Source organism: Streptomyces koelreuteriae, from assembly GCF_018604545.1.
GTDB lineage: Bacteria > Actinomycetota > Actinomycetes > Streptomycetales > Streptomycetaceae > Streptomyces > Streptomyces koelreuteriae.
The window spans coordinates 7133614-7157908 of sequence record NZ_CP075896.1 but is presented as its reverse complement, the minus strand read 5'-3'; the positions used below and the strand labels follow the sequence as shown (position 1 = coordinate 7157908).

General features: G+C 72.5%; 24 protein-coding genes. 10 read left to right on the top strand and 14 right to left on the bottom strand.

Going from position 1 to position 24295, the window contains the following annotated elements; genetic code table 11:
* Positions 1-17: 17 nt before the first annotated feature.
* From KJK29_RS32315 to KJK29_RS32295, 5 genes are all read right to left on the bottom strand, one after another.
* Positions 18-884: an SGNH/GDSL hydrolase family protein gene (locus KJK29_RS32315; protein WP_215122694.1), complete on the bottom strand. Its 867-nt coding sequence runs from the start codon at positions 882-884 to the stop codon at positions 18-20.
* On the bottom strand, positions 881-2056 hold the full coding sequence (locus KJK29_RS32310; RefSeq protein WP_215122693.1) for a glycosyltransferase: 1176 nt from the start codon (positions 2054-2056) through the stop codon (positions 881-883). Before KJK29_RS32310 ends, KJK29_RS32315 begins: the two co-directional genes overlap by 4 nt.
* A complete protein-coding gene (locus tag KJK29_RS32305; RefSeq protein WP_215122692.1) occupies positions 2053-3180 on the bottom strand; it encodes a glycosyltransferase family 4 protein in 1128 nt (375 codons plus the stop codon). Before KJK29_RS32305 ends, KJK29_RS32310 begins: the two co-directional genes overlap by 4 nt.
* A gap of 186 nt (positions 3181-3366) precedes the next feature.
* Positions 3367-4785 (bottom strand): HEAT repeat domain-containing protein, encoded by a 1419-nt coding sequence (locus KJK29_RS32300; protein WP_215122691.1) that lies wholly within the window; start codon positions 4783-4785, stop codon positions 3367-3369.
* A gap of 301 nt (positions 4786-5086) precedes the next feature.
* Positions 5087-5479: an ankyrin repeat domain-containing protein gene (locus KJK29_RS32295; RefSeq protein ID WP_215122690.1), complete on the bottom strand. Its 393-nt coding sequence runs from the start codon at positions 5477-5479 to the stop codon at positions 5087-5089.
* A gap of 297 nt (positions 5480-5776) precedes the next feature.
* Between KJK29_RS32295 and KJK29_RS32290 the strand changes: the two genes are divergently transcribed.
* Both KJK29_RS32290 and KJK29_RS32285 read left to right on the top strand, forming a co-directional pair.
* Positions 5777-5971: a hypothetical protein gene (locus KJK29_RS32290; RefSeq protein ID WP_030843336.1), complete on the top strand. Its 195-nt coding sequence runs from the start codon at positions 5777-5779 to the stop codon at positions 5969-5971.
* A 52-nt stretch (positions 5972-6023) separates the two neighbouring features.
* Positions 6024-7712, top strand: coding sequence for a hypothetical protein (locus KJK29_RS32285; RefSeq protein WP_215122689.1), 1689 nt, complete (start codon positions 6024-6026; stop codon positions 7710-7712).
* Between the two features lie 85 nt (positions 7713-7797).
* Here the strand turns inward: KJK29_RS32285 and KJK29_RS32280 are convergent, their stop codons facing one another.
* Entirely contained in the window at positions 7798-9297 is a 1500-nt protein-coding gene (locus KJK29_RS32280; protein WP_215122688.1) for an SCO1417 family PLP biosynthesis transcription factor, read from the bottom strand.
* Positions 9298-9361: 64 nt separating this feature from the next.
* Here KJK29_RS32280 and yczE point away from each other — a divergent pair, with 64 nt between their 5' ends.
* The 4 genes from yczE to KJK29_RS32260 all read left to right on the top strand — a co-directional run bounded on the left by yczE (position 9362) and on the right by KJK29_RS32260 (position 12867).
* Positions 9362-10051, top strand: coding sequence for a membrane protein YczE (gene yczE, locus KJK29_RS32275; RefSeq protein WP_370869174.1), 690 nt, complete (start codon positions 9362-9364; stop codon positions 10049-10051).
* Positions 10048-10815, top strand: a complete 768-nt coding sequence (locus tag KJK29_RS32270) for a glycerophosphodiester phosphodiesterase (protein ID WP_215122686.1) — start codon at positions 10048-10050, stop codon at positions 10813-10815. Before yczE ends, KJK29_RS32270 begins: the two co-directional genes overlap by 4 nt.
* A 49-nt stretch (positions 10816-10864) precedes the next feature.
* Positions 10865-12211 carry an MFS transporter gene (locus KJK29_RS32265; protein ID WP_215122685.1) on the top strand — a complete coding sequence of 449 codons (1347 nt, stop codon included), beginning with the start codon at positions 10865-10867 and terminating at the stop codon, positions 12209-12211.
* A gap of 278 nt (positions 12212-12489) precedes the next feature.
* On the top strand, positions 12490-12867 hold the full coding sequence (locus KJK29_RS32260; RefSeq protein ID WP_184597099.1) for an RNA polymerase-binding protein RbpA: 378 nt from the start codon (positions 12490-12492) through the stop codon (positions 12865-12867).
* A 165-nt stretch (positions 12868-13032) separates the two neighbouring features.
* Here KJK29_RS32260 and fxsA read toward each other — a convergent pair whose 3' ends face one another.
* From fxsA to KJK29_RS32240, 4 genes are all read right to left on the bottom strand, one after another.
* Positions 13033-13608 carry an FxsA family membrane protein gene (fxsA, locus tag KJK29_RS32255; RefSeq protein WP_215122684.1) on the bottom strand — a complete coding sequence of 192 codons (576 nt, stop codon included), beginning with the start codon at positions 13606-13608 and terminating at the stop codon, positions 13033-13035.
* A 76-nt stretch (positions 13609-13684) separates the two neighbouring features.
* A complete protein-coding gene (locus KJK29_RS32250; protein WP_215122683.1) occupies positions 13685-14488 on the bottom strand; it encodes a polyprenol monophosphomannose synthase in 804 nt (267 codons plus the stop codon).
* Positions 14489-15020: 532 nt separating this feature from the next.
* Positions 15021-16622 carry an amidohydrolase gene (locus KJK29_RS32245; protein WP_215122682.1) on the bottom strand — a complete coding sequence of 534 codons (1602 nt, stop codon included), beginning with the start codon at positions 16620-16622 and terminating at the stop codon, positions 15021-15023.
* Between the two features lie 66 nt (positions 16623-16688).
* Complete coding sequence (locus KJK29_RS32240) at positions 16689-17129, bottom strand: Lrp/AsnC family transcriptional regulator (RefSeq protein WP_125508282.1); 441 nt, start codon at positions 17127-17129, stop codon at positions 16689-16691.
* 268 nt (positions 17130-17397) lie between these two features.
* On the opposite strand from KJK29_RS32240, the gene KJK29_RS32235 reads away from it, so the two are divergent.
* Positions 17398-17832 (top strand): hypothetical protein, encoded by a 435-nt coding sequence (locus KJK29_RS32235; protein ID WP_215122681.1) that lies wholly within the window; start codon positions 17398-17400, stop codon positions 17830-17832.
* A gap of 206 nt (positions 17833-18038) precedes the next feature.
* Positions 18039-18287, top strand: coding sequence for a hypothetical protein (locus KJK29_RS39455; RefSeq protein WP_370869173.1), 249 nt, complete (start codon positions 18039-18041; stop codon positions 18285-18287).
* On the opposite strand, the gene KJK29_RS32230 is transcribed toward KJK29_RS39455, so the two are convergent.
* Positions 18250-19422 (bottom strand): acyl-CoA dehydrogenase family protein, encoded by a 1173-nt coding sequence (locus KJK29_RS32230; protein WP_215122680.1) that lies wholly within the window; start codon positions 19420-19422, stop codon positions 18250-18252. The two genes, KJK29_RS39455 and KJK29_RS32230, sit on opposite strands and share 38 nt — an antisense overlap.
* Before the next feature lie 331 nt (positions 19423-19753).
* Between KJK29_RS32230 and KJK29_RS32225 the strand changes: the two genes are divergently transcribed.
* A complete protein-coding gene (locus KJK29_RS32225) occupies positions 19754-21007 on the top strand; it encodes a glycoside hydrolase family 18 protein (protein WP_215122679.1) in 1254 nt (417 codons plus the stop codon).
* Positions 21008-21059: 52 nt separating this feature from the next.
* Here KJK29_RS32225 and KJK29_RS32220 read toward each other — a convergent pair whose 3' ends face one another.
* From KJK29_RS32220 to KJK29_RS32210, 3 genes are all read right to left on the bottom strand, one after another.
* Entirely contained in the window at positions 21060-21719 is a 660-nt protein-coding gene (locus tag KJK29_RS32220; protein WP_215122678.1) for a TetR/AcrR family transcriptional regulator, read from the bottom strand.
* A gap of 97 nt (positions 21720-21816) precedes the next feature.
* A complete protein-coding gene (locus KJK29_RS32215) occupies positions 21817-21969 on the bottom strand; it encodes an SCO1431 family membrane protein (RefSeq protein ID WP_215122677.1) in 153 nt (50 codons plus the stop codon).
* A 91-nt stretch (positions 21970-22060) separates the two neighbouring features.
* Positions 22061-23440, bottom strand: a complete 1380-nt coding sequence (locus tag KJK29_RS32210) for a peptidase C39 family protein (protein WP_215122676.1) — start codon at positions 23438-23440, stop codon at positions 22061-22063.
* Between the two features lie 196 nt (positions 23441-23636).
* On the opposite strand from KJK29_RS32210, the gene KJK29_RS32205 reads away from it, so the two are divergent.
* Positions 23637-24293: a uridine kinase family protein gene (locus KJK29_RS32205; protein WP_215124532.1), complete on the top strand. Its 657-nt coding sequence runs from the start codon at positions 23637-23639 to the stop codon at positions 24291-24293.
* The last annotated feature ends 2 nt before the right edge of the window (positions 24294-24295 follow it).

The window sequence follows — 24295 nt, the reverse complement described above, 5'->3', positions numbered from 1 at the left end:
GCAGGCCGCCGAACGGGTCAGGCGGCGTCCGCCTGCTCCGCCACCGACAGCGCGGCCAGTGCTGCCGACACCGCCGCGGAGGCCCGCAGGTCGAGCCGGGCGCTGGTGCCCCGGGCGCGGTGCCGCAGCTCGTCGGCGGCCAGGGTCAGGAGCTGGGGCAGCAGGTCGGTGCAGCGGCGGGCCACCCAGCCGGTACCGGCCGTGGCCAGCCACCACAGGCTCGCGGATTTCGTCGGGACGGGGAAGTCGGGCTCGGGCGAGGGCGCGGGCCCCGTCGCGAGGCCGTGCTCGGCGAGCAGCGCGTGGAAGCGCAGGGCCAGTTGCCGGTGTCCCCGTTCGCCGGGGTGCAGCCGGTCCGCGCTCCACATGGCGCGGTCCGTGGTCCAGTCGCCCTCGCACGCGTGCAGGTGCAGGGCGTCGTACCGGTCGGACAGGGCGTGGACGACCGCGTTCACGGCCCGTTGCCGCCGGGCCAGCGGGTGGGCCAGGGCCCCCGGGAGTCCGAGCATCGTGCCCGGGTCGGGCAGGCACGCGGTGAGCAGGACCGCGCCCTGCTCGGTGCAGGCCTGGTACACCCGGTCGAGCCGGGCCGCCACGGCCTGGATGTCGAAGGTGCAGCGCAGGGTGTCGTTGACGCCGACGACGACGGACACCAGCTCGGGCCGCAGCTCCAGCGCGGCGGGCAGCTGCCGCTCCAGCACGTCCCGGGTCTGCGCCCCGCTCACCGCGAGGTTGGTGAACCGGGCGGGCCCCTCGGCGAGCCCGTCGGCGAGCAGCGCGGCCCAGCCGCGCCACCCGGTGCCGACGGGGTCGCCCACGCCCTCGCTCAGCGAGTCGCCGAGGGCCACGAAACGCGGGGCTCCCACGAACCGCGGGGGTCTCATGCCACGCCTCCGGGCACGTACGGGCGCACGGGGACGGCCGCGTCGTGCGCGGCGAGGAAGGCGTCGACCGCCGCGTTCCACCCGAAGCACTCCGCACGCGCGCGTGCTGCCTCGCGCCGGTCCGCCTCCAGGCCTTCCAGCAGCAGGTCCACGGCGTCCGCGAAGGCCTCCCCGTGGTCCGCGGCGACGGCCCCGGCGGAGCCGATCACCTCGGACAGCGCGGACGACGCGCTGGCCACCACGGGCGTGCCGCACGCCATGGCCTCCAGCGCGGCGAGCCCGAACGTCTCGGCGGGCCCGGGCGCCAGGGCGACATCGGCGGAGGCCTGGAGCGCGCCGAGCAGCCCGCGGTCGGAGACATGCCCGAGGAAGGTGACCGGCAAGGCGCTCTCGCGTGCCCGCTGTTCGAGCCGCGCGCGCAGCGGACCGTCGCCCGCGACCACCAGCCGCGCCCGTCGCCCGCGCCGCCGCAGCGTCTCCAGGGCGTCCAGTGCCGTACCGGGCCGCTTCTCCACGGACAGCCGGGAGCACATCACGAGCAGCGTCTCGTCCTCGCGCGCGTGCCGCGCCCGCAACTCCGGATCGCGCAGCGCCGGGTGCCGCTGTACCAGGTCGACGCCGAGCGGGGCCCGGACGACGTTGCGTGCCCCGATCCGCACGAACTCCCGCTCGGCGAACTCGGTGGTGCACACCACGCGCGCGTAGGTGTGGGCCGTACGGACGTTGAGGGCGTCGGCGGCACGCCGGGCGGCCCCCTCGGGCAGGCCCCAGGTGCGCAGCACGCCGTCGGCGGTCTCGTGGGAGACCATCACGGCCGGAATCCGGGCGCGCCGCGCCCACTTGCCGGTCCACCTGAGGGTCGTACGGTCGGACACCTCAAGCCGGTCCGGCGCGAGTTCCTCCAGCAGCCGGGCCACCCGCCGCCGGTCGGCGAGGACGCGATAGCCGCCGGTGCCGGGCAGCAGCGGTCCGGGGAGGGTGATCACCCTCCCCTGCTCGGTCTCGCGGTCGCTCGCCCGCTCGCCGGGGACGACGAGGACGGGCTCGTGCCCGGCCGCCTTGAAGCCCTTGCCGAGTTCGCGCAGGGCGGTGCGCAGACCGCCGGACGCGGGCGCGACGAAGTTGGCGAGGCGGACGATCCGCAGCGACTGGCCGGTCCCGAGCGCGCTCATGCCGCCACCACCGTCCTGCGCCCGGCGAGGACGTTCGCGTAGTGCCCGATGAGCTGGTCGCCGACGGCCGCCCAGGTGCGGCCCTCGACCGTGGCCCGCCCGGCGGCGCCGAAGGCGGCCCGCAGCCCCGGATCGGCGGCCAGGGCCCGCACGGCATCCCGTACGGCGGTCGCGTCGCGCGGCGGCACCAGCAGCCCGGTGTGCCCTTGGGCGACCAGGTCCAGCGGCCCGCCCGCGGCGGGCGCCACGACCGGCAGACCACTGGCCATGGCCTCCTGCACGGTCTGGCAGAAGGTCTCGAAGGGGCCCGTGTGCGCGAAGACGTCGAACGAGGCGAAGACCCGGGCGAGATCGTCACCGGTGCGGCGGCCGAGGAAGACCGCGCCGGGCAGCGCCTGCTCCAGGCCGGGCCGGCTGGGGCCGTCGCCGACGATCACGACCTTGACGCCCTCCAAGCCGCAGACACCGGCGAGGAGTTCGACCTGCTTCTCGGGGGCGAGTCGGCCGACGTAGCCGACGATCAGCTCGCCGCCCGGGGCCAGCTCGCGGCGCAGGGCCTCGTCGCGGCGGTCCGGCCGGAACCGTTCGGTGTCGACTCCGCGCGGCCACAGCTTGACCCGGGGCACCCCGTGCGTCTCCAGGTCGTTCAGGGCGGCGCTGGACGGGGCGAGGGTGAGGTCGGCGGCGCCGTGGACGGAGCGGATGCGCCGCCAGGCGGCGGCCTCTCCGGCGCCCATGTACGTACGGGCGTATCCGGCCAGGTCGGTCTGGTAGACGGCGACGGCGGGGACGCCGAGGCGGGCGGCGGCGGCCATGCCGCGCACGCCGAGGACGAAGGGGCTGGCGAGGTGGACGACATCGGCACGGTGCTCGATGAGGGTGGCGGCCAGGCGGCGGCTGGGGAGGGCGACGCGGACCTGGGGGTAGCCGGGGAGCGGGAGGGAGGGGACGTGGACGACGCGGCACGGCGCGGAGGCGTCGGGCTTGTTGCCGGGCGCCGGGGCCGGGGCGATGACGACGGGGGTGTGACCGCGATCGACGAGGTGCCGGGCGGTCTGGAGCGCGCAGTGGGCCACGCCGTTCACATCGGGGGGAAAGGATTCGGTCACGATGACGACACGCATACCGGTGTTGTCGCCGGGCCGGACGTGGCCGCGTCAACGTGGATCTTTCCGGACGAGGAACGTCCTATGAGCGTTCTGAGGTGCACCCGCGCAGGTCAGGCCGCGTCCATACGCTCCTGACCCGCGAGTCACCCCTCGTTCACCCGGGCGGCCTGAATCCGCCCCGGCGTCCTGGCGAAGAGGGGGTCACACAGCGGTCTCCTCGGGACCGATCCGGCTGCGTACGGCCGTCTGGACCTCGGCCTCCTCGGCGGGGTCGGCGGCGAGCCGGCGCAGTCGCTCCACGACCCGGGTGTCGCCGGTCTCGGCGTGCCGGGCGGCGAGTTCGCGGGTGGTCTCCTCGCAGTCCCAGAGGCATTCGACGGCGAAGCCGGTGGCGAAGGAGGGGTCGGTGGCGGCGAGGGCCCGGGCGGCCCGGCCGCGCAGATGGGAGGAGGCGGTCTCGCGGTAGACATGGCGGAGCACGGGTGCCGCGCAGGCGATGCCGAGCCGTCCGGTGCCGTCGACCAGGGTCCACAGGGTCGGGGCGTCGGGGCCTTCGCCGCGCACCGCCTCGCGTAGCGCCGCGAGGACCAGGTCCCGGTCGTGCACCCCGCCCAGGCAGGCGAGGACGCGTCCGGCGGCGGCACCCAGCTCGTCGGGCCGGTGGGCCCAGCCGCGCGCCCGGTCCACGGCCGTGAGACTGCGCATCCGTTCGAAGGAGTCGACGGCGGCCTCCACGACGACCGTCGAGCCGGTGGCCACGGCGGCCTCGATCAGGTCGAGTGCCTCGGGGTCGTTGCCCTCGGCGAGGTAGCGCAGGGCGGTGCACCGGGCTCCGTCGCCACCGTCCTTCGCGGCCCGGACGATCGCGGCCCGGTCCTCGGGACCGGCCACGGCGGTGAGGCAGCGGGCGGCCGGGACATGGAGTGCGGCACCCCGGTCGAGGCCCTGCTGGGCCCAATCGAAGACGGCTTGCACGCTCCAGCCCGGGCGCGGCCCCGTCGGCCGCATCTGCCGCTGCCAGCGGTCGAAACTGCCGGTCTCATGGGCGGCACGCACGCGGGTGGCGATGGATTCGCGCGGATCCTCGGCCCACAGCCGCCACGGCCGGGGCTCGAAGGCGTCGCGGACGGTCGCGGCCAGCTCGGCCTCGCCCTCCGGATCGGCCGGGAACCGGGCGAGGACGGGCGCGGCGAGGGCCCGCAGGCCGGCGTCATCGTCCCTGAGGGCGAGTTCGTCGAGGGCCCAGGCCCAGTTCGAGCCGTGGGCGGCGTACCTGCGCAGCAGTTCGAGCGCGTCCCGCCGGCCGTAGGAGGCGAGGTGCCCGAGGACGGCGAGGGCGAGGCCGGTGCGTGACTCCTCGGCGTCGAGGACGTCCTCGGCGTCGAAGAGATGGGCCTCGATCGCGTCCAGCTCGCCGTTCAGGTCGAGGTAGAGGCGGGCGTAGTAGAGGGAGCGGTTCTCCACCTGCCAGTCGTGGCGGGGATCGCGCAGCACACAGTGGTTCAGCGCCGCGAGCGCCTCGGGGCGCGGGGCGGTGAGCGCGTGCAGCGTGCCGTCGCCGCGGCCCCGTTGGAGCAGGCCGAGCAGCGTACCGCTGGGCGCTATGACCGGATCGAACATGGGAAACAGCCTCACATCAAGCGTCGACGCAACCGGGGACGTGTACTACCTGGCCGCGCGACAACACGTCGGAGTGCCCGCCGTTTCCTGCTTGCTGTAGACCATCTTCCTCTGCCTCTCGTCGGTGGCCCCTTGCGGACCGCGTCACGGCCCGCGCGGTGCGGCAACACCTGCCCAACCATCACGTCCGTGAACCACGTCGTCATGATGACTCGGCTCTTCCGTCTGCCGCGACCGAAATTTCGGCGGCCCTGTACCGCCTCCCCCGTTTTCTGTGTCGTTCCAGGTCAGACTGGTCGGCTCAGCGCTCGCCGAACAGTTCGAGCAGTTCCGTCCGGCCGAACATCCGAGCCGTGTCGACGGCCGACGGCGTGCCGGCGGACGGGTCGGCGCCGCCCTCCAGGAGGGCCTTGATGACGTCCGTCTCGCCCTTGAAGGCCGCTCCCGCGAGCGGGGTCTGGCCTCGGTCGTTCACCCGGTCGGCCTCGGCCCCGCGGGCGAGCAGCGCGCGCACCGCCTCGGAATGGCCGTGATAGGCGGCGAGCATCACGAGCGAGTCGCCGCGGTCATTGGTGAGGTTGGCCGGAACACCCGCGTCGACATACGCCACGAGCGCCTCGGTCCGTCCCCGCCGGGCCAGATCGAAGATCTTGGTCGCCAGCTCCACGACCTCGGGGTCGGGGACTTCGGTCATCGGCCGGACCGCCTCTCCACTGCTCATCACGTCGGGTGCGCACGCCTGCGAATGGTGCAGCCGTACGAGTGAATCGCCAGGGTACTGGCTCGCGCGGCACATGACCCGATGTGCCCGAGGTAAAGATCACCACAGACCCGGGCGAGCACAACACCCCAGCTCGACCGGTTCCGGACCACGCCGCAGCCTGGGAGAAACCACCCGATTTCCACCCAGTTGCACCTTTTATCGTATGGATACATCCTGTGAGCCTGGAAGTACTCATGGTGACTGTCCCCGCGAACCAGGAGAACCCAAATGATCCTCTCCATCTCAGGCGTGGTCCTGCTCGGCATCGTCGTCTTCATCTTCTTCCGCAAGGACGGCCTCAAGGCGTCGCACGCCGTGGTCGCGATGCTCTTCGGCTTCTACCTGGCCAGCACGGCCATCGCCCCGAGCATCAAGGCAGGCGGCGAGAGCCTGGCGAGCCTCCTGGGCGGAATCAAGTTCTGACGGCCCCGCACGCCGTGCGCATCCCGCCCGTACGCACTCATCGGAGGCAGCAGTGGCCCGGCGTCCCCTCCCCCGCATCCTGAGCAACGGCAGCGCGCAGCTCGTCCGGAGCCGGGAGCTGGCCCGAACGGCCGCCGACAGCGCCACGGACGTCCTCCATCCGCTGATCACGATCACGCGCGGACTGCGCCGGCTGGCAGCGGCCGGACGGCGCAGATGGAGCGAGACCCCCAAGGAGAAACGGGGAGCGCTGCTGTTCCTGGTGGCCTCCGTGATCCTCGTCGTGGCCCTGATGCCGTACGGACCGCTGCTCGCCGCCATCACCCTGATGGCGGCGGCCGCATGGCAGGGCCGGGAACGCGCCGCGGCGGCGTCCGACGGGCCCGACGAGTCGCAGACCCAGCGCCTGCAGTCCCTGTACGAAGCGCTCGTGCCGTACTTCTCCACCGCCGAGGACCCCGAGCCGCTCTACTCCCACGGCGGCTCCTGGGAGAAGGCCTTCCCCACCTACGCCTTCGACGGCGGCGGCCGGATCTCGCATCTGGTGATCCACTACCCGGCGTACTTCGCCGACGGCGAGGCCGAGTCACGCGCCCGGATCGAGGGCCTGCTCGCGGCCAAGTCGGGCCGGGGGCGCGAATACCACTTCTCGTGGGAAGAGGAGGGCAACCAGTTGACGGTCAGCGTGCTCATGCCGCTCGCCGTCGACATCGCCGCCCAGCGCTTCGTCACCGCTCCGGGCGAGACGGTCCTCGGCTTCACCGACCCGACCCTGGTCCAGCGCACCCTCCCGCTCGTCCACGGCGAGCAGCAGCGGGACGTGCCCCCGGTGCTGTGGCGCACGGGCCTGCGCTCCACCGAGCCCCATCTGCTCGCCCTCGGCCAGCCGGGCACCGGCACCTCGACGCTGCTGCGGTCCATCGCCCTGCAGGCCCTCCAGCACGGCGACGTGGTGATCGTCGACGGCGGCGGCACCGGCGAATACGCCTGCCTGACCGGCCGGGACGGCGTACTGGCCGTCGAATGCGGCCTGCCCGGGGTGGTGGCGAGCCTGGAGTGGGCCGCGACCGAGACGGAACGTCGGCTGATCGCCGCCAACCGGGCCCACCAGGAGGGCGAGCCGCCGCCGGACGACACCAAGCGTCCGCTGTGGATCCTCCTGGACCGTCCGACGGCGTTCACCCATCTGGCCGCCGCGCAGGACCGCAAGGACCCGCAGTCCCTCCTCCAGGTCCCGCTCCGGCACGGCCGCCCGGCGAATGTGACGGTGGTCGTGGCCGAGCAGCTCGACACCATGGACGCCCTCGGCGAGCCGGTACGGCAGCACACCCGCGCACGCGTGGTCCTCGGCCCGGCGACGGCCGAGCAGCTCGAGTCCGTCCTCGGCGCGCCCCCGCACACCACCCCCGTCGAGGAGGTCCCGCCCGGCCGCGGCTACGCCCGCCTGGGCCTCGGCCCGGTCCACCGCCTCCAGGTCCCGGCCACGCCGAACCCCTACGACGACACCACGTCCGACGCCCACCGCCAGGCGGTCCTGGATCTCCTCCCGCCCCGCACGACACCGGCGGACGGCGAGACGGTCCCCGACCCGGAGGGCACGGAGGCGAAGCCGCTCACGACGGACCCCAAGCCGGAACCCGCTCCTGACCCGGTACCGGTCCTGACCAAGCCGAAGGACACGATCCCGAACCCGGTACCGGTCCTGACCAAGCCGACAAAGACGAAGGCAAAGGCGACCTAGCCACGCCGGACGCCCCGGCCACGCCGGCCGGGCGCCGGGACCGGCCCGGCGGCGGCTGCGCCTTGCGCGGCTGAGCCGCGGAGCCCTACGCCACGAACGTCCGCGGCGCCTCACCGCCCCCCGCGCCGCCCTCCTCCACGATCCGCGCCGCCGCGGCCAGCCGCACAGCCGCCTCCTCGGCCACCGCGCCCCCCACGGTGAACGGCAGCCGCACATACCCCTCGAACGCGCCGTCCACGCCGAACCGAGGCCCGGACGGCACTCGCACGCCGACCCGCTCCCCCGCCTCGGCGAGCCGCGACCCGGAGAGCCCGCCGGTCCGCACCCACAGCGTCAGACCGCCCTGTGGCACCTCGAACTCCCACCCGGGCAGCTCTCGCCGCACCGCCGCCACGAGTTCGTCGCGGTTCTCCCGGGCCTGCTCGCGCCGCACCTCCACGGCCTGTTCCCAGCCCCCTGTCCCGAACAGCCAGTTGACGGCCAGCTGCTCCAGCACGGGCGTGCCGAGGTCGGCGTAGGCCCGGGCGGCGACCAGGCTGCGGATCACGTCCGGCGCGGCCCGCACCCATCCGATGCGCATGCCGGCCCAGAACGCCTTGCTCGCCGACCCCACCGTGATCACCGTGGACCCGGCCCGGTCGAAGGAGCACACCGGCTTCGGCATCCGCACGTCCGGGTCGAGCCACAGCTCGCTCATCGTCTCGTCGGCGATCAGCACGGTCCCCGCGGAGCGCGCCGCGTCGACCAGTTGCCGCCGCTGGTCCTCGTCCGCGAGCGCGCCGGTCGGGTTGTGGAAGTCGGCGACGACGTACGCGATCCGGGGCGCGGCGTCCCGCAGGACCTGCCGCCAGCGGTCCATGTCCCAGCCGGTGAGCCCCTCGGCCATCGCGACGGGCACCAGCCGGGCCCCGGCCTCCCGCATCAGCTGGAGGATGTTGGCGTACGAGGGCGACTCGACGGCGATGCGCTCGCCCCGCCCGGCGAACAGATGGCAGATCGCGTCGATCGCGCCCATCGCCCCGGTCGTCACCATGATCTGCTCGGGCATGGTCGGGATCCCGCGCGCGGTGTACCGCTCGGCGATCATCGACCGCAGCGCCGGCAGCCCGGCGGGATAGTCGCCGTGCGTGTGCGCGTACGGCGGCAGCTCCTCCAGGGCGCCCTGCACGGCCCGGGTCAGCCAGGGCTCGGGAGCGGGCAGCGCCGCACAGCCCAGGTCGATCATCGAGCCGAGGGTCTCGGGCGGCAGCGGTTCCAGTCCGCGCGCGGGCAGCGGGTTCCCGGCCGGTACGGCGGTCCAGCTCCCCGCGCCGCGCCGGGACTCCAGGAAGCCCTCGCCCCGCAGCGCCTCGTACGCCGCGGCGACCGTCGTGCGGCTGACGGACAGGGAGAGGGCGAGTTCCCGCTCGGCGGGCAGCCGGGCGGCAACCGGCACCCGTCCTTCGAGCACCAGCAGGCGGATGCCGTCGGCGAGCGCGCGATAGGCGGGCGGGCGGCGGGTGCCGGGCCCTGCCGGGCGCTCCTGCTGGGAGTTGAGCAGTCGGGCGAGCTGTGCCGCACCCACGGCCGAAGTCCACTGCGCCATCGGAATCAGTCCACCTTCCCCGGATTGGCCATGGATGACCTCTCCATCCAAGCCACAGGGTGTCATGCATCAGTCCACTCGCACCACTGGAGGGCACATCATGGCCACGCGGCGCCATCTCACCCGGCGGCTGACCCAGCTCTACGCCGGTCTCGCGCTGTACGGCGCGAGTTCGGCGCTGCTCGTCCGGTCCGGGCTCGGACTGGAGCCGTGGAACGTGCTGCACCAGGGCCTCGCCGAACGGACGGGGCTGTCGATCGGCGTGGTGCTGACGATCGTGGGCGCGGCGGTGCTGCTCACCTGGATCCCGCTGCGCCAGCGGCCGGGCCTGGGCACGGTCTCCAACGTGCTGGTCATCGGCATGGCCATGGACGCGACACTGGCCCTGGTGCCCGACGCGCACGGGATGGTGGCGCGCGTGACGCTGTTGGTGGCGGGGATCGTCCTGAACGGCGCGGCGACCGGCCTGTACATCGCGGCGCGCTTCGGCCCGGGTCCGCGCGACGGCCTGATGACGGGCCTGCACCAGCGCACGGGGGTCTCGATCCGCGTGGTGCGCACGGCCATCGAGTTCACGGTCGTGGCGACGGGCTTCGTCCTGGGCGGCACCGTCGGCATCGGCACCGTGCTCTACGCGGTCTCGATCGGCCCGCTCGCCCAGCTGTTCCTGCGCGTGTTCGCCGTCCCCGCGGCATCCGGCGGCAGCACGGTCGTTGCCACCGGTCAACCCCGAGGAGCGATACTGCGTCCGTGACCCCGCGGATACGCCATCCCTATCTCGACCACCCCGGCCCCATCGCCTTCGCCCACCGGGGCGGGGCCGCGGACGGCCTGGAGAACACCGTGCGGCAGTTCCGGTGCGCCGTCGAGGCGGGCTACCGGTACATCGAGACCGACGTCCACACCACCCGGGACGGCAAGCTCGTCGCCTTCCACGACGCGACCCTGGACCGGGTGACGGACGGCGCCGGCCGGATCGCCGACCTGCCGTGGGACGAGATACGGCACGCGCGCGTGGCGGGCCAGGAGCCGCTGCCCCTCTTCGAGGAGCTCCTGGAGACCTTCCCCGAGGTGCGCTGGAACGTGGACGTCAAGGCGGAGGCCGCCCTGCTGCCCTTCCTGGACCTGGTCGGGCGCACGGACGCCTGGGACCGGATCTGCCTCGGCTCGTTCTCCGAGGCCCGCGTGGTGCGCGCCCAGCGGCTGGCCGGCCCGCGTCTGGCCACGTCGTACGGCACCCGGGGCGTGCTCAACCTGCGGCTGCGCTCCTGGGGGCTGCCCGCCGCGGTGCGCCGCTCGGCGGTCGCTGCCCAGGTCCCCGAGATCCAGTCCGGCATCCAGGTCGTGGACCGCCGCTTCCTGCACGCCGCCCACGCCCGCGGGCTCCAGGTGCATGTGTGGACCGTCAACGACCCCGAGGGCATGCACCGGCTCCTGGACCTGGGTGTGGATGGCATCATGACCGATCACATCGACACGTTGCGCAAGGTCATGGAGGACCGCGGCGTCTGGGTCTGACACCCCGCCCCGCCGCCCTCCGCGCGTTCACGGGGAAGCGAGGGCACGGGTGGGCACCGACACCGTGCGGACACCGCAGGACGACGGGGCGGCTGATCTCAAACGCGAGCAGCGCGGCTGGTACTTCTACGACTGGGCGTGCTCCGTCTACTCGACGAGCGTGCTCACCGTCTTCCTGGGCCCCTATCTGACCTCGGTCGCCGAGTCGGCCGCCGACGCCGAGGGGTACGTCCACCCCCTCGGGATCCCGGTGCGCGCCGGGGCCTTCTTCGCGTACTCGGTGTCCCTGTCGGTGATCGTGGCCGTGCTGGTGATGCCCTTGGTGGGCGCCGCCGCCGACCGCACCGGCCGCAAGAAGCCGCTGCTCGCGATCGCCGCCTACACGGGCGCCACGGCCACGGCGGCCATGTTCTTCCTGGACGGCGACCGCTATCTGCTGGGCGGGGCCCTCCTGGTCGTCGCGAACGCGGCCCAGTCCGTGGCGATGATGCTCTACAACTCCTATCTGCCGCAGATCGCCCCGCCCGAGCAACGGGACGCGGTCTCCTCCCGCGGCTGGGCCTTCGGCTACGCCTCGGGATCGCTGGTCCTCGTCGCCAACCTCGTCCTCTATACGGGGCACGAGAGCTTCGGCATCTCCGAGAGCACGGCGGTCCGCATCTGCCTGGCGTCGGCCGGTCTGTGGTGGGGCGCGTTCGCCCTCATCCCGCTCCGGCGGCTGCGCGACCGCAGGGCCGCCGCGCGCGAGGGAGCACTCCCCGGCTTCCGGCAGCTCGCGGCGACCGTCCGCGACATGCGCCGCCACCCACTGACCCTGGCCTTCCTGCTCGCATACCTCGTCTACAACGACGGCATCCAGACGGTGATCTCCCAGGCCTCGGTCTACGGCTCGAAGGAACTGGGCCTCGGGCAGTCCACCCTGATCGGCGCCATCCTGCTGGTGCAGGTGCTGGCGGTGGCGGGCGCGCTGACGATGGGCCGGCTGGCCCGGACCTACGGGGCCAAGCGCACCATCCTCGGCTCGCTGGTCGCGTGGACGGTGACGCTGGCGGCCGGATTCTTCCTGCCGGCCGGGGCGCCGGTGTGGTTCTTCGTCCTGGCCGCCGGGATCGGCCTGGTCCTCGGCGGCAGCCAGGCGCTGTCCCGCTCCCTGTTCTCCCACCTCGTCCCGCCGGGGAAGGAGGCCGAGTACTTCGCGGCGTACGAGATGAGCGACCGCGGCATGAGCTGGCTCGGGCCCCTGCTGTTCGGGCTCACCTACCAGCTCACCGGGAGCTACCGGGACGCGATCATCTCGCTGGTCGGCTTCTTCGTCATCGGATTCGTCCTGCTCCTGCGGGTACCCGTGGGGCGTGCGATCCGTGAAGCGGGGAATCCGGTTCCTGACAAGATTTAGCACTCGGCGCGAAAGGGCTGTAGTGTACGCGTTTGGCCTGCCAGGCGTACCGTTACTGCGCGTCAAAGATGCCGAAACGCTGGGTTACATCTGCTAGCAGATGTGACAAACCGGGCGCTGGTGGGTACTGCAAGGGTTGACAAGGCTGCGGCTACGACGGCGACGCATGACCCGGAACGGGACTCGGAACGGGAATCTTTACCGCCGACCGGACGTTGACCGGATGACGACGACAGCGACACCTGTCCTGTGGGCGACAAGCCCGGGAGGCACGATTCATGAGTGAGCGAGCTCTTCGCGGCACGCGCCTCGTGGTGACCAGCTACGAGACGGACCGCGGCATCGACTTGGCTCCGCGCCAGGCCGTGGAGTACGCATGCGAGAAGGGGCACCGGTTCGAGATGCCCTTCTCGGTCGAGGCGGAGATCCCGCCGGAGTGGGAGTGCAAGGTCTGCGGGGCCCAGGCACTCCTCGTGGACGGCGATGTCCCGGAAGAGAAGAAGGGCAAGCCCGCGCGTACGCATTGGGACATGCTGATGGAGCGGCGCACCCGTGAGGAGCTCGAAGAGGTCCTCGAGGAGCGTCTGGCGGTGCTGCGCTCCGGTGCGATGAACATCGCGATTCATCCCCGGGACAGCAGCCGCAAGTCGGCCTGACCCTCTTCGGCCCTGGCCGAACAGCGCATCAGAACCGCGGGCGCCGTACGTCATGTACGGCGCCCGCGGTTTTTTCCTGCTCGCGTGCTCACATGCTCATGTGTGCCCGACCTGGCCGGACCGGGTGCCCTGCCATCGGGTCCGGGCGCCCGGGCGCCCGGACAGTCAGTGCGTCAGCGGCGGGCGCTGCTCCCTGGGTGCGTCGCCCGGCTCGTCCCTGATGACCTCGCCCGGGACGACCTTGCCGTCCGGGCGGTGCATACGGGCCTGCTGGAACGCCCCGCCCAAGGTGCCGGGGTCGGCCTCGCGGAGCTTGCGCTCGAAGGTGCTCTCGGCGAAGCGGCTCACGGCCTTCTGGACCGGCGGCAGCAGCAGGAGCAGACCCACCGCGTCCGACACCAGGCCGGGGATGATCAGCAGCAGCCCGCCCAGCATCATCAGGCCGTTGCCCTCGCTGTTCGGCCGGGCCGCCGCGGGCATCGCACCGCTCTGCTGCTGTTGCAGCGCCTCGGAGAGGTTCCGGAAGGCACGCCGCCCGGCCCGCTTGATCACGACCGAGCCGAGGACGAGGCCCGCGAGCAGGACGAGGAGGACCACCAGCCCGCTGGACGCCCCCGCGACCACCGTGAGCAGCCAGATCTCCAGCACGAGCCATGCCGCGAGCCCCAGCGGCAGGAAGGTGCGCAGCCGGGAGCGCCGGGGCCGGGCAGGGGTACTGGGGGTCTGAGCGCCAGTCGTCATGCCTCCAGTGTGCCTGGACCCGGCTCAGTCCGGGATAAGGGCAGATCAGCCACTCCTGAGCGCCCCCGGACGTCCGCTAGGACCGGTCCTGCTTGCCGCCGCGCCCCGTGACCTTGCCGACCCGCTCCCCCACGCCCCACGCCGTGACCCGCCACAGTGCCTCGACGAGGATGTCGCGGCTCATCTTGGAGTCGCCGTGCTCGCGCTCGACGAAGGTGATCGGCACCTCGACGACGTGGTAGCCGGCCTTGACCGAGCGACGCGCCAGGTCGACCTGAAAGCAGTAGCCCTGGGAAGCGACCTCGTCGAGCCCGAGGCCCTCCAGGGTCTCGCGGCGGAACGCCCGGTAGCCGCCGGTGATGTCGCGCAGCGGCAGGTCGAGCGCGAGACGGGAGTAGAGGCTGCCGCCCCGGGAGATCGCCTCACGGGACTTCGGCCAGTTCACCACCCGGCCGCCGGGAACCCAGCGCGAGCCGAGTACCAGGTCGGCGCTCTTGAGGGCGGTGAGCAGCCGGGGCAGTTCCTCGGGCTGGTGGGAGCCGTCGGCGTCCATCTCGATCAGCACGCCGTAGTCGCGCTCCAGGCCCCAGCGGAAGCCCGCCAGGTAGGCGGCGCCCAGGCCCTCCTTGCCCTTGCGGTGCAGCACATGGACGTGGTCGTCGTCCACCGTCAGCTCGTCGGCCAGCTTGCCCGTGCCGTCCGGGCTGTTGTCGTCGGCCACGAGTACGTGCGCCTCGGGGACGGCCTCGCGCACCCGGCCGACGATGCTCTTGATGTTCTCCGCCTCGTTGTAGGTCGGGATGATCACCAAGGCGGTGCCGAGCGGGCCGAACTTCCTCCCCTGGGCTCCTGCCGCGAGGGTTCCGTCGCCGTCGTTCACTGATGCCCCTTCAAGTCCGTACGCAGGGATCCACCTTAATGGGCCCGGCCTGCGATGACGCGACAGGACGTTCGAACAGGGGTGTCGAATCCGCGAGGCGCGGGTAAGAATGCGCTTTCGCGGACGAGCGTACGGCGGATGGGGGCCCGGCGCCCTTCGGGCCGACCTGGGACCCGCTGGCTGCGGATCGACCGAAAGCCGTTGTCTACTGAGCGTCCGGGCCCCTCCCGGGTCACACCTCCCCGACCGGCCGGAACGTTCCCTCGGCGCTGTGCCGGCCTGAGCCTGGCTCCCAGTGGCGGTGCCCGCTGCGGCACACCGTCCCTGACCCGGCGGCGCTGCGGCGAGTGCGCGGACGTTCCCGGTCGGGCGTCCGGTGGTGGACTCCGCCGAACCTACCGGCCACCTGCGGCTGCCTGTCAACAGCCGTTTGACCTGCGCATTGTCCGGCAAAGGCCTGGTCAGTGCGGAGGATGCGCAGGTCGCGCGCCGGGGGCGTGGCACACGATCTCATGCGCGCCACCCCCGTAGATCACTCGCCCGGCCGTACGAAGACCGTGCGTCCGCCCACCACGGTGCGCAGACAGACGGGCAGGTCGCGGCCCGGTGTGAGGTCGGGCAGGCCCGGGGTGCCGGAGCGGGGGTCCGTGGACCAGCGGGCGACCCGGTCGTCCGGGGCCTGCACCACGAGCTCGCCGGTGTGCCACACCGCGTAGTCGGCGGGGGCGCCCGGCACCAGGACGCCCGCGTCGTCCCGCCCCACGGCCCGCCAGCCGCCGCGCGTGTGCGCCGTGAACGCGGCGCGCACGGAGACGCGGTGCTCCGGCGTGCGGTGGAAGGCGGCGGCCCGGACCGTGCCCCAGGGGTCGAGCGGGGTGACCGGGCTGTCGGAGCCGAAGGCGAGCGGGACACCGGCGCGCAGCAGGGCCGCGAACGGGTTCAGCGCACGCGCCCGCCCGGCGCCCAGCCGCTGTGCGTACATGCCGTCCTCGCCGCCCCACAGGGCGTCGAAGGCGGGCTGCACGGAGGCGGTGAGGCCGAGTTCGGCGAAGGCCGTGATCGCGTCCGGGGTGAGCATCTCGGCGTGCTCGACGCGGTGGCGGGCGGCGCGGACGCGGGCGAGGCCCAGCTTCTCGGCGGCGGTGCGCACGCCCTCGACCACGGCGTCCACCGCCGCGTCGCCGATGGCGTGGAAGCCGGCCTGGAGACCCGCCTCGGTGCAGGCGATGACATGGGCGCCCACGGCGTCGGCGTCCAGGTAGGCGTTGCCCGTGTGGCCGGCGTCGGCGTACGGCTGGTGCAGACAGGCCGTGTGCGAGCCGAGGGCGCCGTCGACGAACAGGTCGCCCGCGGCGCCGACCGCGCCCAGCTCCCGGGCCTTGGCGACGTCCCGCTCGGCCCAGTAGCCGACGACGCGCGGCCCTGCTTCCCCGCCGGCCAGGCGCAGCAGGCCGGTGAAGTCGTCCTCGGAGGAGATCTCCGGGCCGGCGCACTCATGGACCGTGCCGATGCCGAGGGAGACGGCGTGCGCGAGAGCGGCGCGCTGCGCGTCGACGCGCTGCTGAGGCGTCACGCCCGCGAACGCCGCGGCCCGTACGGCATGGTGGGCGTCGGCGGTGAGGGGTCCGTCGGCGCGGGCGACGCCGGGAACCAGGTCGAGCAGGGCCGTGGTGACGACCGCCGAGTGGACGTCGATCCGGCTGAGGTAGAGGGGCCGGTGTCCGGCGGCCTCGTCCAGCTCCGCACGGGTCGGGGGGCGGCCGCCGGGCCAGCGGGCGGCGTCCCAGCCGTGTCCGAGCAGGACACGGTCGTCCGGCCGGGAGGCGGCGAAGTCCCGTACGAGGGCCAGGGCGGCCTCGAGCGAGGGAGCGGCCGACAGATCGAGGCCGGTGAGCGCGAGGCCGGTGGCCGTGGTGTGCACATGCGCATCGGTGAACGCCGGAGTGACCAACCCGCCGTCCAGGTCGATCACCTCGTCGACGCCGTCCACGAAGGCGTCGGCGGCCCCCTCCGACCCCACCCAGGCGATCTGCCCGCGTTCCACGACCATCGCCGTGGCGAACGGATCGGCGGGGCTGTGCACCTCTCCACGACGGAGCAGGACGGTCTTCGACGGGGCGCTGGACTCACTCATGGACAACAGTCTCGCGCCTGACCCGGGTCGCTCCGAACAAGGGTGGCCTTCCAGGCCGGGCGGCGCTCAGATCCGCGGCGGCCGCGCCTCATAGGGCGTGGACAGGACCACCGTCGTCCGCGTCGAGACCCCTGCCAACGACCGCACCCGGGCGAGCAGTTCCTCCAGCTCGTGCGGGGTCGAGACCCGCACCTTGAGGATGTAGTTCTCGTCGCCCGCGACACTGTGGCAGGCCTCGATCTCCGGCACGCCCGCGAGCCGCTCCGCGATGTCGTCGGGCGCGCTGGGGTCGAACGGTTTGACCGAGATGAACGCGGTCATGGGCAGCCCGACCGCCTCCGGGTCGACGACCGCGGCATAGCCGCGGATGACGCCGCGCTGCTCCAGCCGGCGCACCCGCTGGTGCACGGCCGACGTGGACAGGCCCGTGGCCTTGCCCAGGTCGGTGTAGCTCATCCGCCCGTCCTTGACGAGCAGCTGCACGATCTGTCGGTCCAGCTCCTCCATGGCGCAAGAACCTACAGTGCCGTTGATCTCCTCCGATACCTGAGCAGCGCAGGTCATGCCCGGTTCGTGATGTGGCCGGAAGCCGGGGGTCAGCCGTCCGGGGGACAAACCCACCGCAGTGGGCACCTGCGCGCGGCATGTGACGAACGCCACAGTGCTCGAACAGTCTCCGTGATGTTCTCGTGATTACCGCCGAGAGGGGACGGGAAGTGCTTGCTGTGGCCGAGGCCTCAGCGCCGATACGGCCCAGTCCGAGGGGGAGAACCCAATGCAGAGTCTTAAGCGCCCTGGTCGCACCGCGCCCAAGCGGCCTCAGCTCGTCGTCGAGCCCGAGCCGGAGGGCGTCGAACCCGACGCCTTCGACGACGAGCTCGACTTCTACGACACCTTCGAGATGTTCCGGGTCGTCTGCCCGGACTGCGCTCAGCCCATCGCGCTGCTGGCGGACGAAGAGGTTCTGCCGGAGCACGCGCTGTGCGCCTCGCCGTGGAACCCGTTCGGACTCACGGTCTGTGCCGGCACCGGCCGCAAGGCCACGGACGCCCGCCCCGCGGACGAGTCCGCGGATCCGCAGGAGCAGGACACCGCCCTGCTGTTGACGCTCCCTCAGGGGCTCGACTGGCGGACCCAGCCCTTCTCGCACGTCGGCGGCCCGGGCTCGCGCCCGATCAGGGTCCCCGTCATGCGCCGCCAGGCGGCCTGAGCGCGGGTCTTCCCGGCCTGCTCGCTCCACACCCGTGACTGAACCGCATCACGACCCGCAGTGCGCCGTGGTGCGGTTCAGTGCGTCCGGAACGTGAGGCGGCACGCCGTACCCGCCCCGGAGGGGACACGGGGCCGGACGCCCGTGAACGCACGCCCGATTCCGCTACCCGGTGACCTGTCCGGCGTCCGCCGCGTTGCCCTGGTATGACCCCCATCTCCTCAGCGACCGGGCGTCAGCGCCTCCTCTTCGTCCCGGCACCCGCAGAATCGGTTCGGCCGACCGCGCCGCGCTACCAGGACCCGCCCATCTACCGTGACCTGATGCGGACCTGGGCCGAGGGCGGCCGCACCCTGCCGGGCCGCCACGACCCGGAGTGGATGCGGCTCGCGGCGCCCTGGCGGGGCCTCGACCAGTTCAGCGTTCCTCTGGACCCACGAGATGGCGGGCGATGACCATCCGCTGGATCTGGTTGGTGCCCTCGACGATCTGCAGCACCTTGGCCTCGCGCATATAGCGCTCGACCGCGAAGTCCGCGGTGTAGCCGTAGCCGCCGAGGATCTGCACGGCGTCGGTGGTGACCCGCATCGCGGTGTCGGTGCAGTGCAGCTTGGCCATGGCCGCCTGCCGGGCGAACGGCCGGCCCGCGTCACGCAGCCGCGCCGCCGCGAGGTAGAGCGCGCGGCCCGCCTCGATCTGCGTCGCCATGTCGGCGAGCATGAAGCGCAGCCCCTGGAAGTCGGCGATCGCCTTCCCGAACTGGCGCCTTTCGGCGGCGTACGTCAGCGCCTCGTCGAGCGCCGCCTGCGCCACGCCGATCGCGCACGCCGCGATGCCGAGCCGCCCCGAGTCGAGCGCGGACAGGGCGATCGCGAAGCCCTGCCCCTCCTCGCCGATGCGCCGGTCGTCGGAGATCCGTACGCCGTCGAAGTGGACCTGGGCGGTGGGCGAGCCCTTCATGCCCATCTTCTTCTCGGGCGCCGCCGCGCTCACGCCCGGCGCGTCGCCGGGGACCAGGAACGCGGTGATCCCGCGCGGGCCGTCCTCGCCGGTGCGCGCCATGACCGTGTAGAAGTCGGCGATCCCGCCGTGGGTGATCCAGGCCTTGGTGCCGGTGATCACCCAGCCGTCGCCGTCCCGCACGGCCTTGGTGCGCAGGGCCGCCGCGTCCGATCCGGACTGCGGCTCGGAGAGGCAGTAGGCGCCGAGCAGGCCGCCGGCGAGCATCCCGGGCAGGTGCTCGACCTGCTGCTCCTTGGTGCCGTAGGCGGCGAGCGCGTAGGAGGACAGGGAGTGCACGCTGACCCCGAGACCGACCGTGAGGCGGGCCGCCGCGAGCTCTTCGAGGGCCTGGAGATAGACCTCGTACGGCTGGTCGCCGCCGCCGTACTCGGACGCGTACGGCAGGCCGAGCAGGCCGGAGTGCGAGAGCAGGGTGAACAGCTCACGCGGGAAGCGGCTGGCGTCCTCCTCCTCGGACGCCTTCGGGGTGATCTCCTGCCGCGCGATGTCACGGACGAGCGAGATCAGTTCCCGGGCCTCCTCCGTGGGCAGTTGTCGGTCCACCGGCTGCGGGGCGCGGTCGGGCATGGCGACGCTCTCCTCCCTGTCGGGCACTGGCGGTCGGGCCCATGGGTGGGGGCGGCGCCGCCGGGTCGATCTGGTGCCTGGCCGATGCTTGCAGTCCCGGGTCTCGGAAGCTGCTGACCAGCGGCTGTGCGCAGTGAGTATGCCCGATCGGAGGCATGCAGTCACCAGTTAACGACCGCTTACTTCAGGTAATACCCGAGCACGTCCGCCGGATCCAAATTGGTCCGCACCATTGACCGAACTGGTCTAGTCCTCCTACCGTTTCGCTTCACCGATTCATCGCGTTCATGCCAATCGGCGCGCGTTCCCTCTCCCCACGAGGAGACACCGGATGCACACCCCCCACCGCTCCCGCTTCCGGGCCGTCGTGTCCGCGGCCTGTTGCGCCGTCCTCGGCGCCGGTCTGCTGGCCGGCGCGGGCACCTCGACCGCCACCGCGGCGACCTCGGCTCAGGAGGCCGCCGCGGCATCGAAGGCCGCACCCGGCTCCAAGGTCATCGGGTACTTCACCGAATGGGGCACCTACGACCGCAAGTACCACGTCAAGAACATCGAGACGTCCGGCTCGGCGGCGAAGCTCACCCACATCAACTACGCCTTCGGCAACGTCACCGGCGGAAAGTGCGCGATGGGCGACGCCAACGCGGCCACCGACCGGGCCTACACCGCCGCCGACTCCGTCGACGGCAAGGCCGACACCTGGGACCAGCCGCTGCGCGGCAACTTCAACCAGCTGCGCAAGCTGAAGCAGAAGCACCCGGACCTCAAGGTCCTGTGGTCCTTCGGCGGCTGGACCTGGTCGGGCGGCTTCGGCGAGGCCGCGAGGAACCCGGCCGCCTTCGCCCAGTCCTGCTACGACCTGGTCGAGAACTCCAAGTGGGCCGATGTCTTCGACGGCATCGACATCGACTGGGAGTACCCGAACGCCTGCGGCGCCACCTGCGACACCAGCGGCAAGGCGGCCTTCCCGAATCTGATGCAGGCCCTGCGCGCCAAGTTCGGCTCGGGCAACCTCGTCACCGCGGCGATCACCGCCGACGCCACCCCCGGCGGCAAGATCGACGCGGCGGACTACGCGGGCGCCGCCCGGTACGTCGACTGGTACAACCCCATGACGTACGACTTCTTCGGCGCCTGGGACGCCGCCGGCCCGACGGCCCCGCACTCTCCGCTGACCTCGTACTCCGGCATCCCGAAGGCGGGCTTCCACAGCTCGGCGACCATCGCCAAGCTCAAGGGCCTCGGCATCCCCGCCTCGAAGCTGCTGCTCGGCATCGGCTTCTACGGGCGCGGCTGGACCGGCGTCACCCAGTCGGCCCCCGGCGGCACCGCGACCGGCCCGGCGGCGGGCACGTACGAGCAGGGCATCGACGACTACAAGGTCCTCAAGTCCAAGTGCCCGGCGACGGGGACGGTGGCCGGCACGGCGTACGCCAAGTGCGGGAACAACTGGTGGAGTTACGACACCCCGGCGACCATCGGGACCAAGATGACGTACAAGAACCAGCAGGGTCTGGGCGGCACGTTCTTCTGGGAGCTCAGCGGCGACACGGCGAACGGTGAGCTGATCAAGGCCATCAGGTAAGGCGGGGTGAGCAGGGGGCGGAGGGACCGTGACGGACCCTGCCGCCCCCGGCTCACGCGTCCTGGCGGGCGGCCTCCTGCGGGGCCGGATAGGCGGGGTCCAGGTCCTCGATCGCGCGCAGGGCGCCGCCGAGCCCCTTCACCAGCAGCTCGCACATGGTCTCGCGGGGCAGTTCGGGGCGGTCGATCCATTCGAGGGTGGCGCCCTCGACACCGCACACCCAGGCCAGCAGGCCCATCCGCGCCAGCGGGGTGATGTCCAGGCGGCCGTACGCGCCCTCGGCGATGGTGGCAACGATGGCCTCGCGCACACCGTCCCGGATGGCGTGCACCTCGGTGTCGAAGCCGACCCCGCCGCTGACGATCGTGCGGTAGGCGGCCTGGTGGCTCTCGGCGTAGCGCAGATAGCTGTCGATCGTGCGCTGGACACGGTCGACCGGGGGCAGTTCGAGTCCGCTCGCCGCCAGGGTGACCAGGTCGGTGACCGAGTCCTGGATGATGGCCAGGTAGTAGCCCCGCTTGGACTGGAAGTAGTAGTAGATGAGCCCCTTGGCTACGTGCGCCTGCCGGGCGATGTCGTCCATCGAGAGGGCGTCGTAGGACGTGTCGGCGAACAACCTCCGGCCGATGGCGATGAGTTCGGCACGGCGCGCCAGCGAGCGCTCGGTGCCGCGGGCTCTGGGGCGCGCGGCAGGCTGTTGACTGATATTCACTTTCGACCCTGGTTCCAGGCGGGCGAGGCGGGACATGCGCAGTATGGCAGGTCGCAGGGCCGGGTCGTGGGTCAGGTCACAGCGGTCCGGGCCGGGGTCAGAGCAGCCCGAGCCGGGTCACGAGCATCGCGACGACCACGACGAGCGTCCAGCCCATGACATGCTCGGCGATCTTCGGGCCGTCGCCCTTCGGGCCGCCCGTGCGGACGCGCGTGGCGGCGTCGGCGGCGGTGGCTGAGTGTGCGGTCATGGCTTCTCGCTGATCCGGTGGGGCGGGCGGACTTCCCCCGAAGTTCCGCCCACCTTGCCACCTTCAGCGGCTTTTGTGGCCGAGACCTCGGTCACACGCGGACGCCCACGGCTGTCAGCGCCTTGCGCTGGGCCGCGGTCGGGCGCGCCGGGAAGTACAGGTAGCAGACGCCGCCGGTGCCGGAGACGACCTTGCCGGAGGCGTTGTACCGCTTGGTCCGCAGCCAGATGTTCTCCCACTCGCGCCGCCGGTAGACGCGCCGCACGGCGTCGTTGCTCGCCGAGGCGGGGTCGTTCGCGATGACATCGCCGCCGGCCGTGAAGCCGATGACGGTCATCAGGTGCCCGGCGGTGCCGTATCCGGCGCCGGTCAGCTCCTCCTTCAGGAAGGACTGGGACGTTATGGCCGGGATGCCCGCCGCGATCAGCGTCTCCAGGTCGGTGAGCGAGCCGAGCCGGGTGACCACGCCCTGGAGGTCCTTGAAGGTGGCCGCGTAGGCGGCGTTGAAGGGCCAGTTGCCGCAGCCTCCGTACTGGTGGTCGTAGGTGTAGCGGGCCGCGTGGCACACCTGCGGGTCGGTGAACGAGGGGTCCACCCAGGCGAGCTGCTTCGGGGTGAGCCGGCCGCCCCAGTACTCGATGATCATCTGGGAGGAGGTCGGGCTGCACCAGGCCTCGCCGCCGTTGTCGTACTCGGGGTAGCGCCCCTTGTGGATCTCCTGCGAATACCGCGGGACGGACAGTTCCTTCGCGAGGCCGGGCGCGGACGCCGGGACGGTGAACCGGTCGGGGACGTCGGAACCCATCACGCCGAGCCGCCACACGGTGGGCGTGGCCTTGCCGCCGGGCTTGCGGTACAGGGTCAGCCGCAGGCGGCAGGAGGCCAGGCGCAGGCCGGTCGCCGGGTCGTCGACGGCCAGCGTGTCCGTCCAGACGGTGCTCTTGCCGTCGCTCTGGTCGTCGACCGAGGTGCGTTTGATGTCCTGGTCGCCGGACGCCCAGCGGCCCATCACGTACCAGGGGCTGCTGGTGCCGTCGGTGTAGGTGGCCTTGAGCTCGGCCTGGATCCAGGTGCCGGCCGGGGTGCGCGCGTTCCAGGAGACGATCGCCTCCGTCGCGGGGACGGCGAGGCGGTGGACGGAGGACGTCCAGGTGCCGTACTCCCAGGAGGCGGTGGTGCCGGTGTGCGGATCCTTGTAGTCGGCGGTTCCGGCGGGCTTCGCGATCGCCAGGCCTGGGCGGTTGCCCGCGACGGCACGGGTACCCCGGGCGGTGCCGCCGCCCCAGTCGCCGTAGGAGACCCAGGCACGGTTGTCCACGGTGCGGGCCGGGACCGCCCGGGCGGGGCTTGGGCTGTCGGTCGTCATGGAGATCTCGGTGTCGGCGGCCGCCGGACCCGTGCTCGCGGTGACGGCGGCGGCGACCGCGGCGGCCAGGACGGTTCTGCGGGACAGCTGTTCGGCTCTGCTCATGGCGGGGACCCCCGGATGTCGGAGTCGGGCAGGGGCGGGGCAGGTCCGTTGCAACACTCGGTCGCACATGCGTGTGCGCCACATATGAGCACAGCCCGCCAGGTCCTGCCAGCACTTCGACCCGCGCCACGCCCACCAATATTGGCGTCGACCAGTGGCAGGAGCCGATCGCACCCTCGTTAGAGTGCTGCGCGAGATGAATCCGTCCTTCCGCCCCGCACCGGGACCCGCCGTCCGCGACCTGGCCTCCCGGATCCGCCGCCTCTCCCCCTCCTGCGGCCCGGTCCGTCTCGTCGGCGTCGACGGCCACGCCGGATCCGGGAAGAGCACGTTCGCCGAGCAGTTGGCCGGGGCGCTCGACGGCGCGCCGGTGCTGCGCCTCGACGACATCGCCAGCCACGACGAACTGTTCGACTGGACCGGACGGCTGCTGGACCAGGTGATCGAACCGCTGACCGACGGCCGGACCGCGCACTACGCCCCCTACGACTGGCGGGCCCGCCGCTTCGGCCCACCGCTCCCCCTGCCGCCCGCACCGGTGATCCTCGTCGAGGGCGTCGGCGCGGGACGCCGGGCGCTGCGGCCGCATCTGGCCCTGCTGCTGTGGATGGAACTGCCGCGCGAGGAGGCCTGGGCCCGGGGGCGGTCGCGGGACGGGGAGGAACAGCGGGAGTTCTGGGACGGATGGGTCCCGGCGGAGCGCCGCCATTTCGCCGACGATCCCTCGCGGCCCTTCGCCGATCTCCTGGTACGGCAGGGAGAGAAGGGGTACGAGGTGTTCCAGGGGCCCGCTGGGACCACTGGACCGGACCAGTTCCTCACGCACGGTGACGGGCCGCCAGCAGTGTGCTGAAC

Coding starts and splice junctions, on each gene's coding strand:
- KJK29_RS32290 (WP_030843336.1), top strand. CDS start 5,777: ATGATCCTCTCCATCTCAGGCGTGGTCCTGCTCGGCATCGTCGTCTTC.
- KJK29_RS32280 (WP_215122688.1), bottom strand. CDS start 9,297: ATGGCGCAGTGGACTTCGGCCGTGGGTGCGGCACAGCTCGCCCGACTG.
- KJK29_RS32295 (WP_215122690.1), bottom strand. CDS start 5,479: ATGACCGAAGTCCCCGACCCCGAGGTCGTGGAGCTGGCGACCAAGATC.
- KJK29_RS32205 (WP_215124532.1), top strand. CDS start 23,637: ATGAATCCGTCCTTCCGCCCCGCACCGGGACCCGCCGTCCGCGACCTG.
- KJK29_RS32215 (WP_215122677.1), bottom strand. CDS start 21,969: ATGACCGCACACTCAGCCACCGCCGCCGACGCCGCCACGCGCGTCCGC.
- KJK29_RS32245 (WP_215122682.1), bottom strand. CDS start 16,622: ATGAGTGAGTCCAGCGCCCCGTCGAAGACCGTCCTGCTCCGTCGTGGA.
- KJK29_RS32315 (WP_215122694.1), bottom strand. CDS start 884: ATGAGACCCCCGCGGTTCGTGGGAGCCCCGCGTTTCGTGGCCCTCGGC.
- KJK29_RS32300 (WP_215122691.1), bottom strand. CDS start 4,785: ATGTTCGATCCGGTCATAGCGCCCAGCGGTACGCTGCTCGGCCTGCTC.
- KJK29_RS32260 (WP_184597099.1), top strand. CDS start 12,490: ATGAGTGAGCGAGCTCTTCGCGGCACGCGCCTCGTGGTGACCAGCTAC.
- KJK29_RS32230 (WP_215122680.1), bottom strand. CDS start 19,422: ATGCCCGACCGCGCCCCGCAGCCGGTGGACCGACAACTGCCCACGGAG.
- KJK29_RS32305 (WP_215122692.1), bottom strand. CDS start 3,180: ATGCGTGTCGTCATCGTGACCGAATCCTTTCCCCCCGATGTGAACGGC.
- fxsA (WP_215122684.1), bottom strand. CDS start 13,608: ATGACGACTGGCGCTCAGACCCCCAGTACCCCTGCCCGGCCCCGGCGC.
- KJK29_RS39455 (WP_370869173.1), top strand. CDS start 18,039: ATGACCCCCATCTCCTCAGCGACCGGGCGTCAGCGCCTCCTCTTCGTC.
- KJK29_RS32210 (WP_215122676.1), bottom strand. CDS start 23,440: ATGAGCAGAGCCGAACAGCTGTCCCGCAGAACCGTCCTGGCCGCCGCG.
- yczE (WP_370869174.1), top strand. CDS start 9,362: ATGCATCAGTCCACTCGCACCACTGGAGGGCACATCATGGCCACGCGG.
- KJK29_RS32240 (WP_125508282.1), bottom strand. CDS start 17,129: ATGGAGGAGCTGGACCGACAGATCGTGCAGCTGCTCGTCAAGGACGGG.
- KJK29_RS32235 (WP_215122681.1), top strand. CDS start 17,398: ATGCAGAGTCTTAAGCGCCCTGGTCGCACCGCGCCCAAGCGGCCTCAG.
- KJK29_RS32310 (WP_215122693.1), bottom strand. CDS start 2,056: ATGAGCGCGCTCGGGACCGGCCAGTCGCTGCGGATCGTCCGCCTCGCC.
- KJK29_RS32225 (WP_215122679.1), top strand. CDS start 19,754: ATGCACACCCCCCACCGCTCCCGCTTCCGGGCCGTCGTGTCCGCGGCC.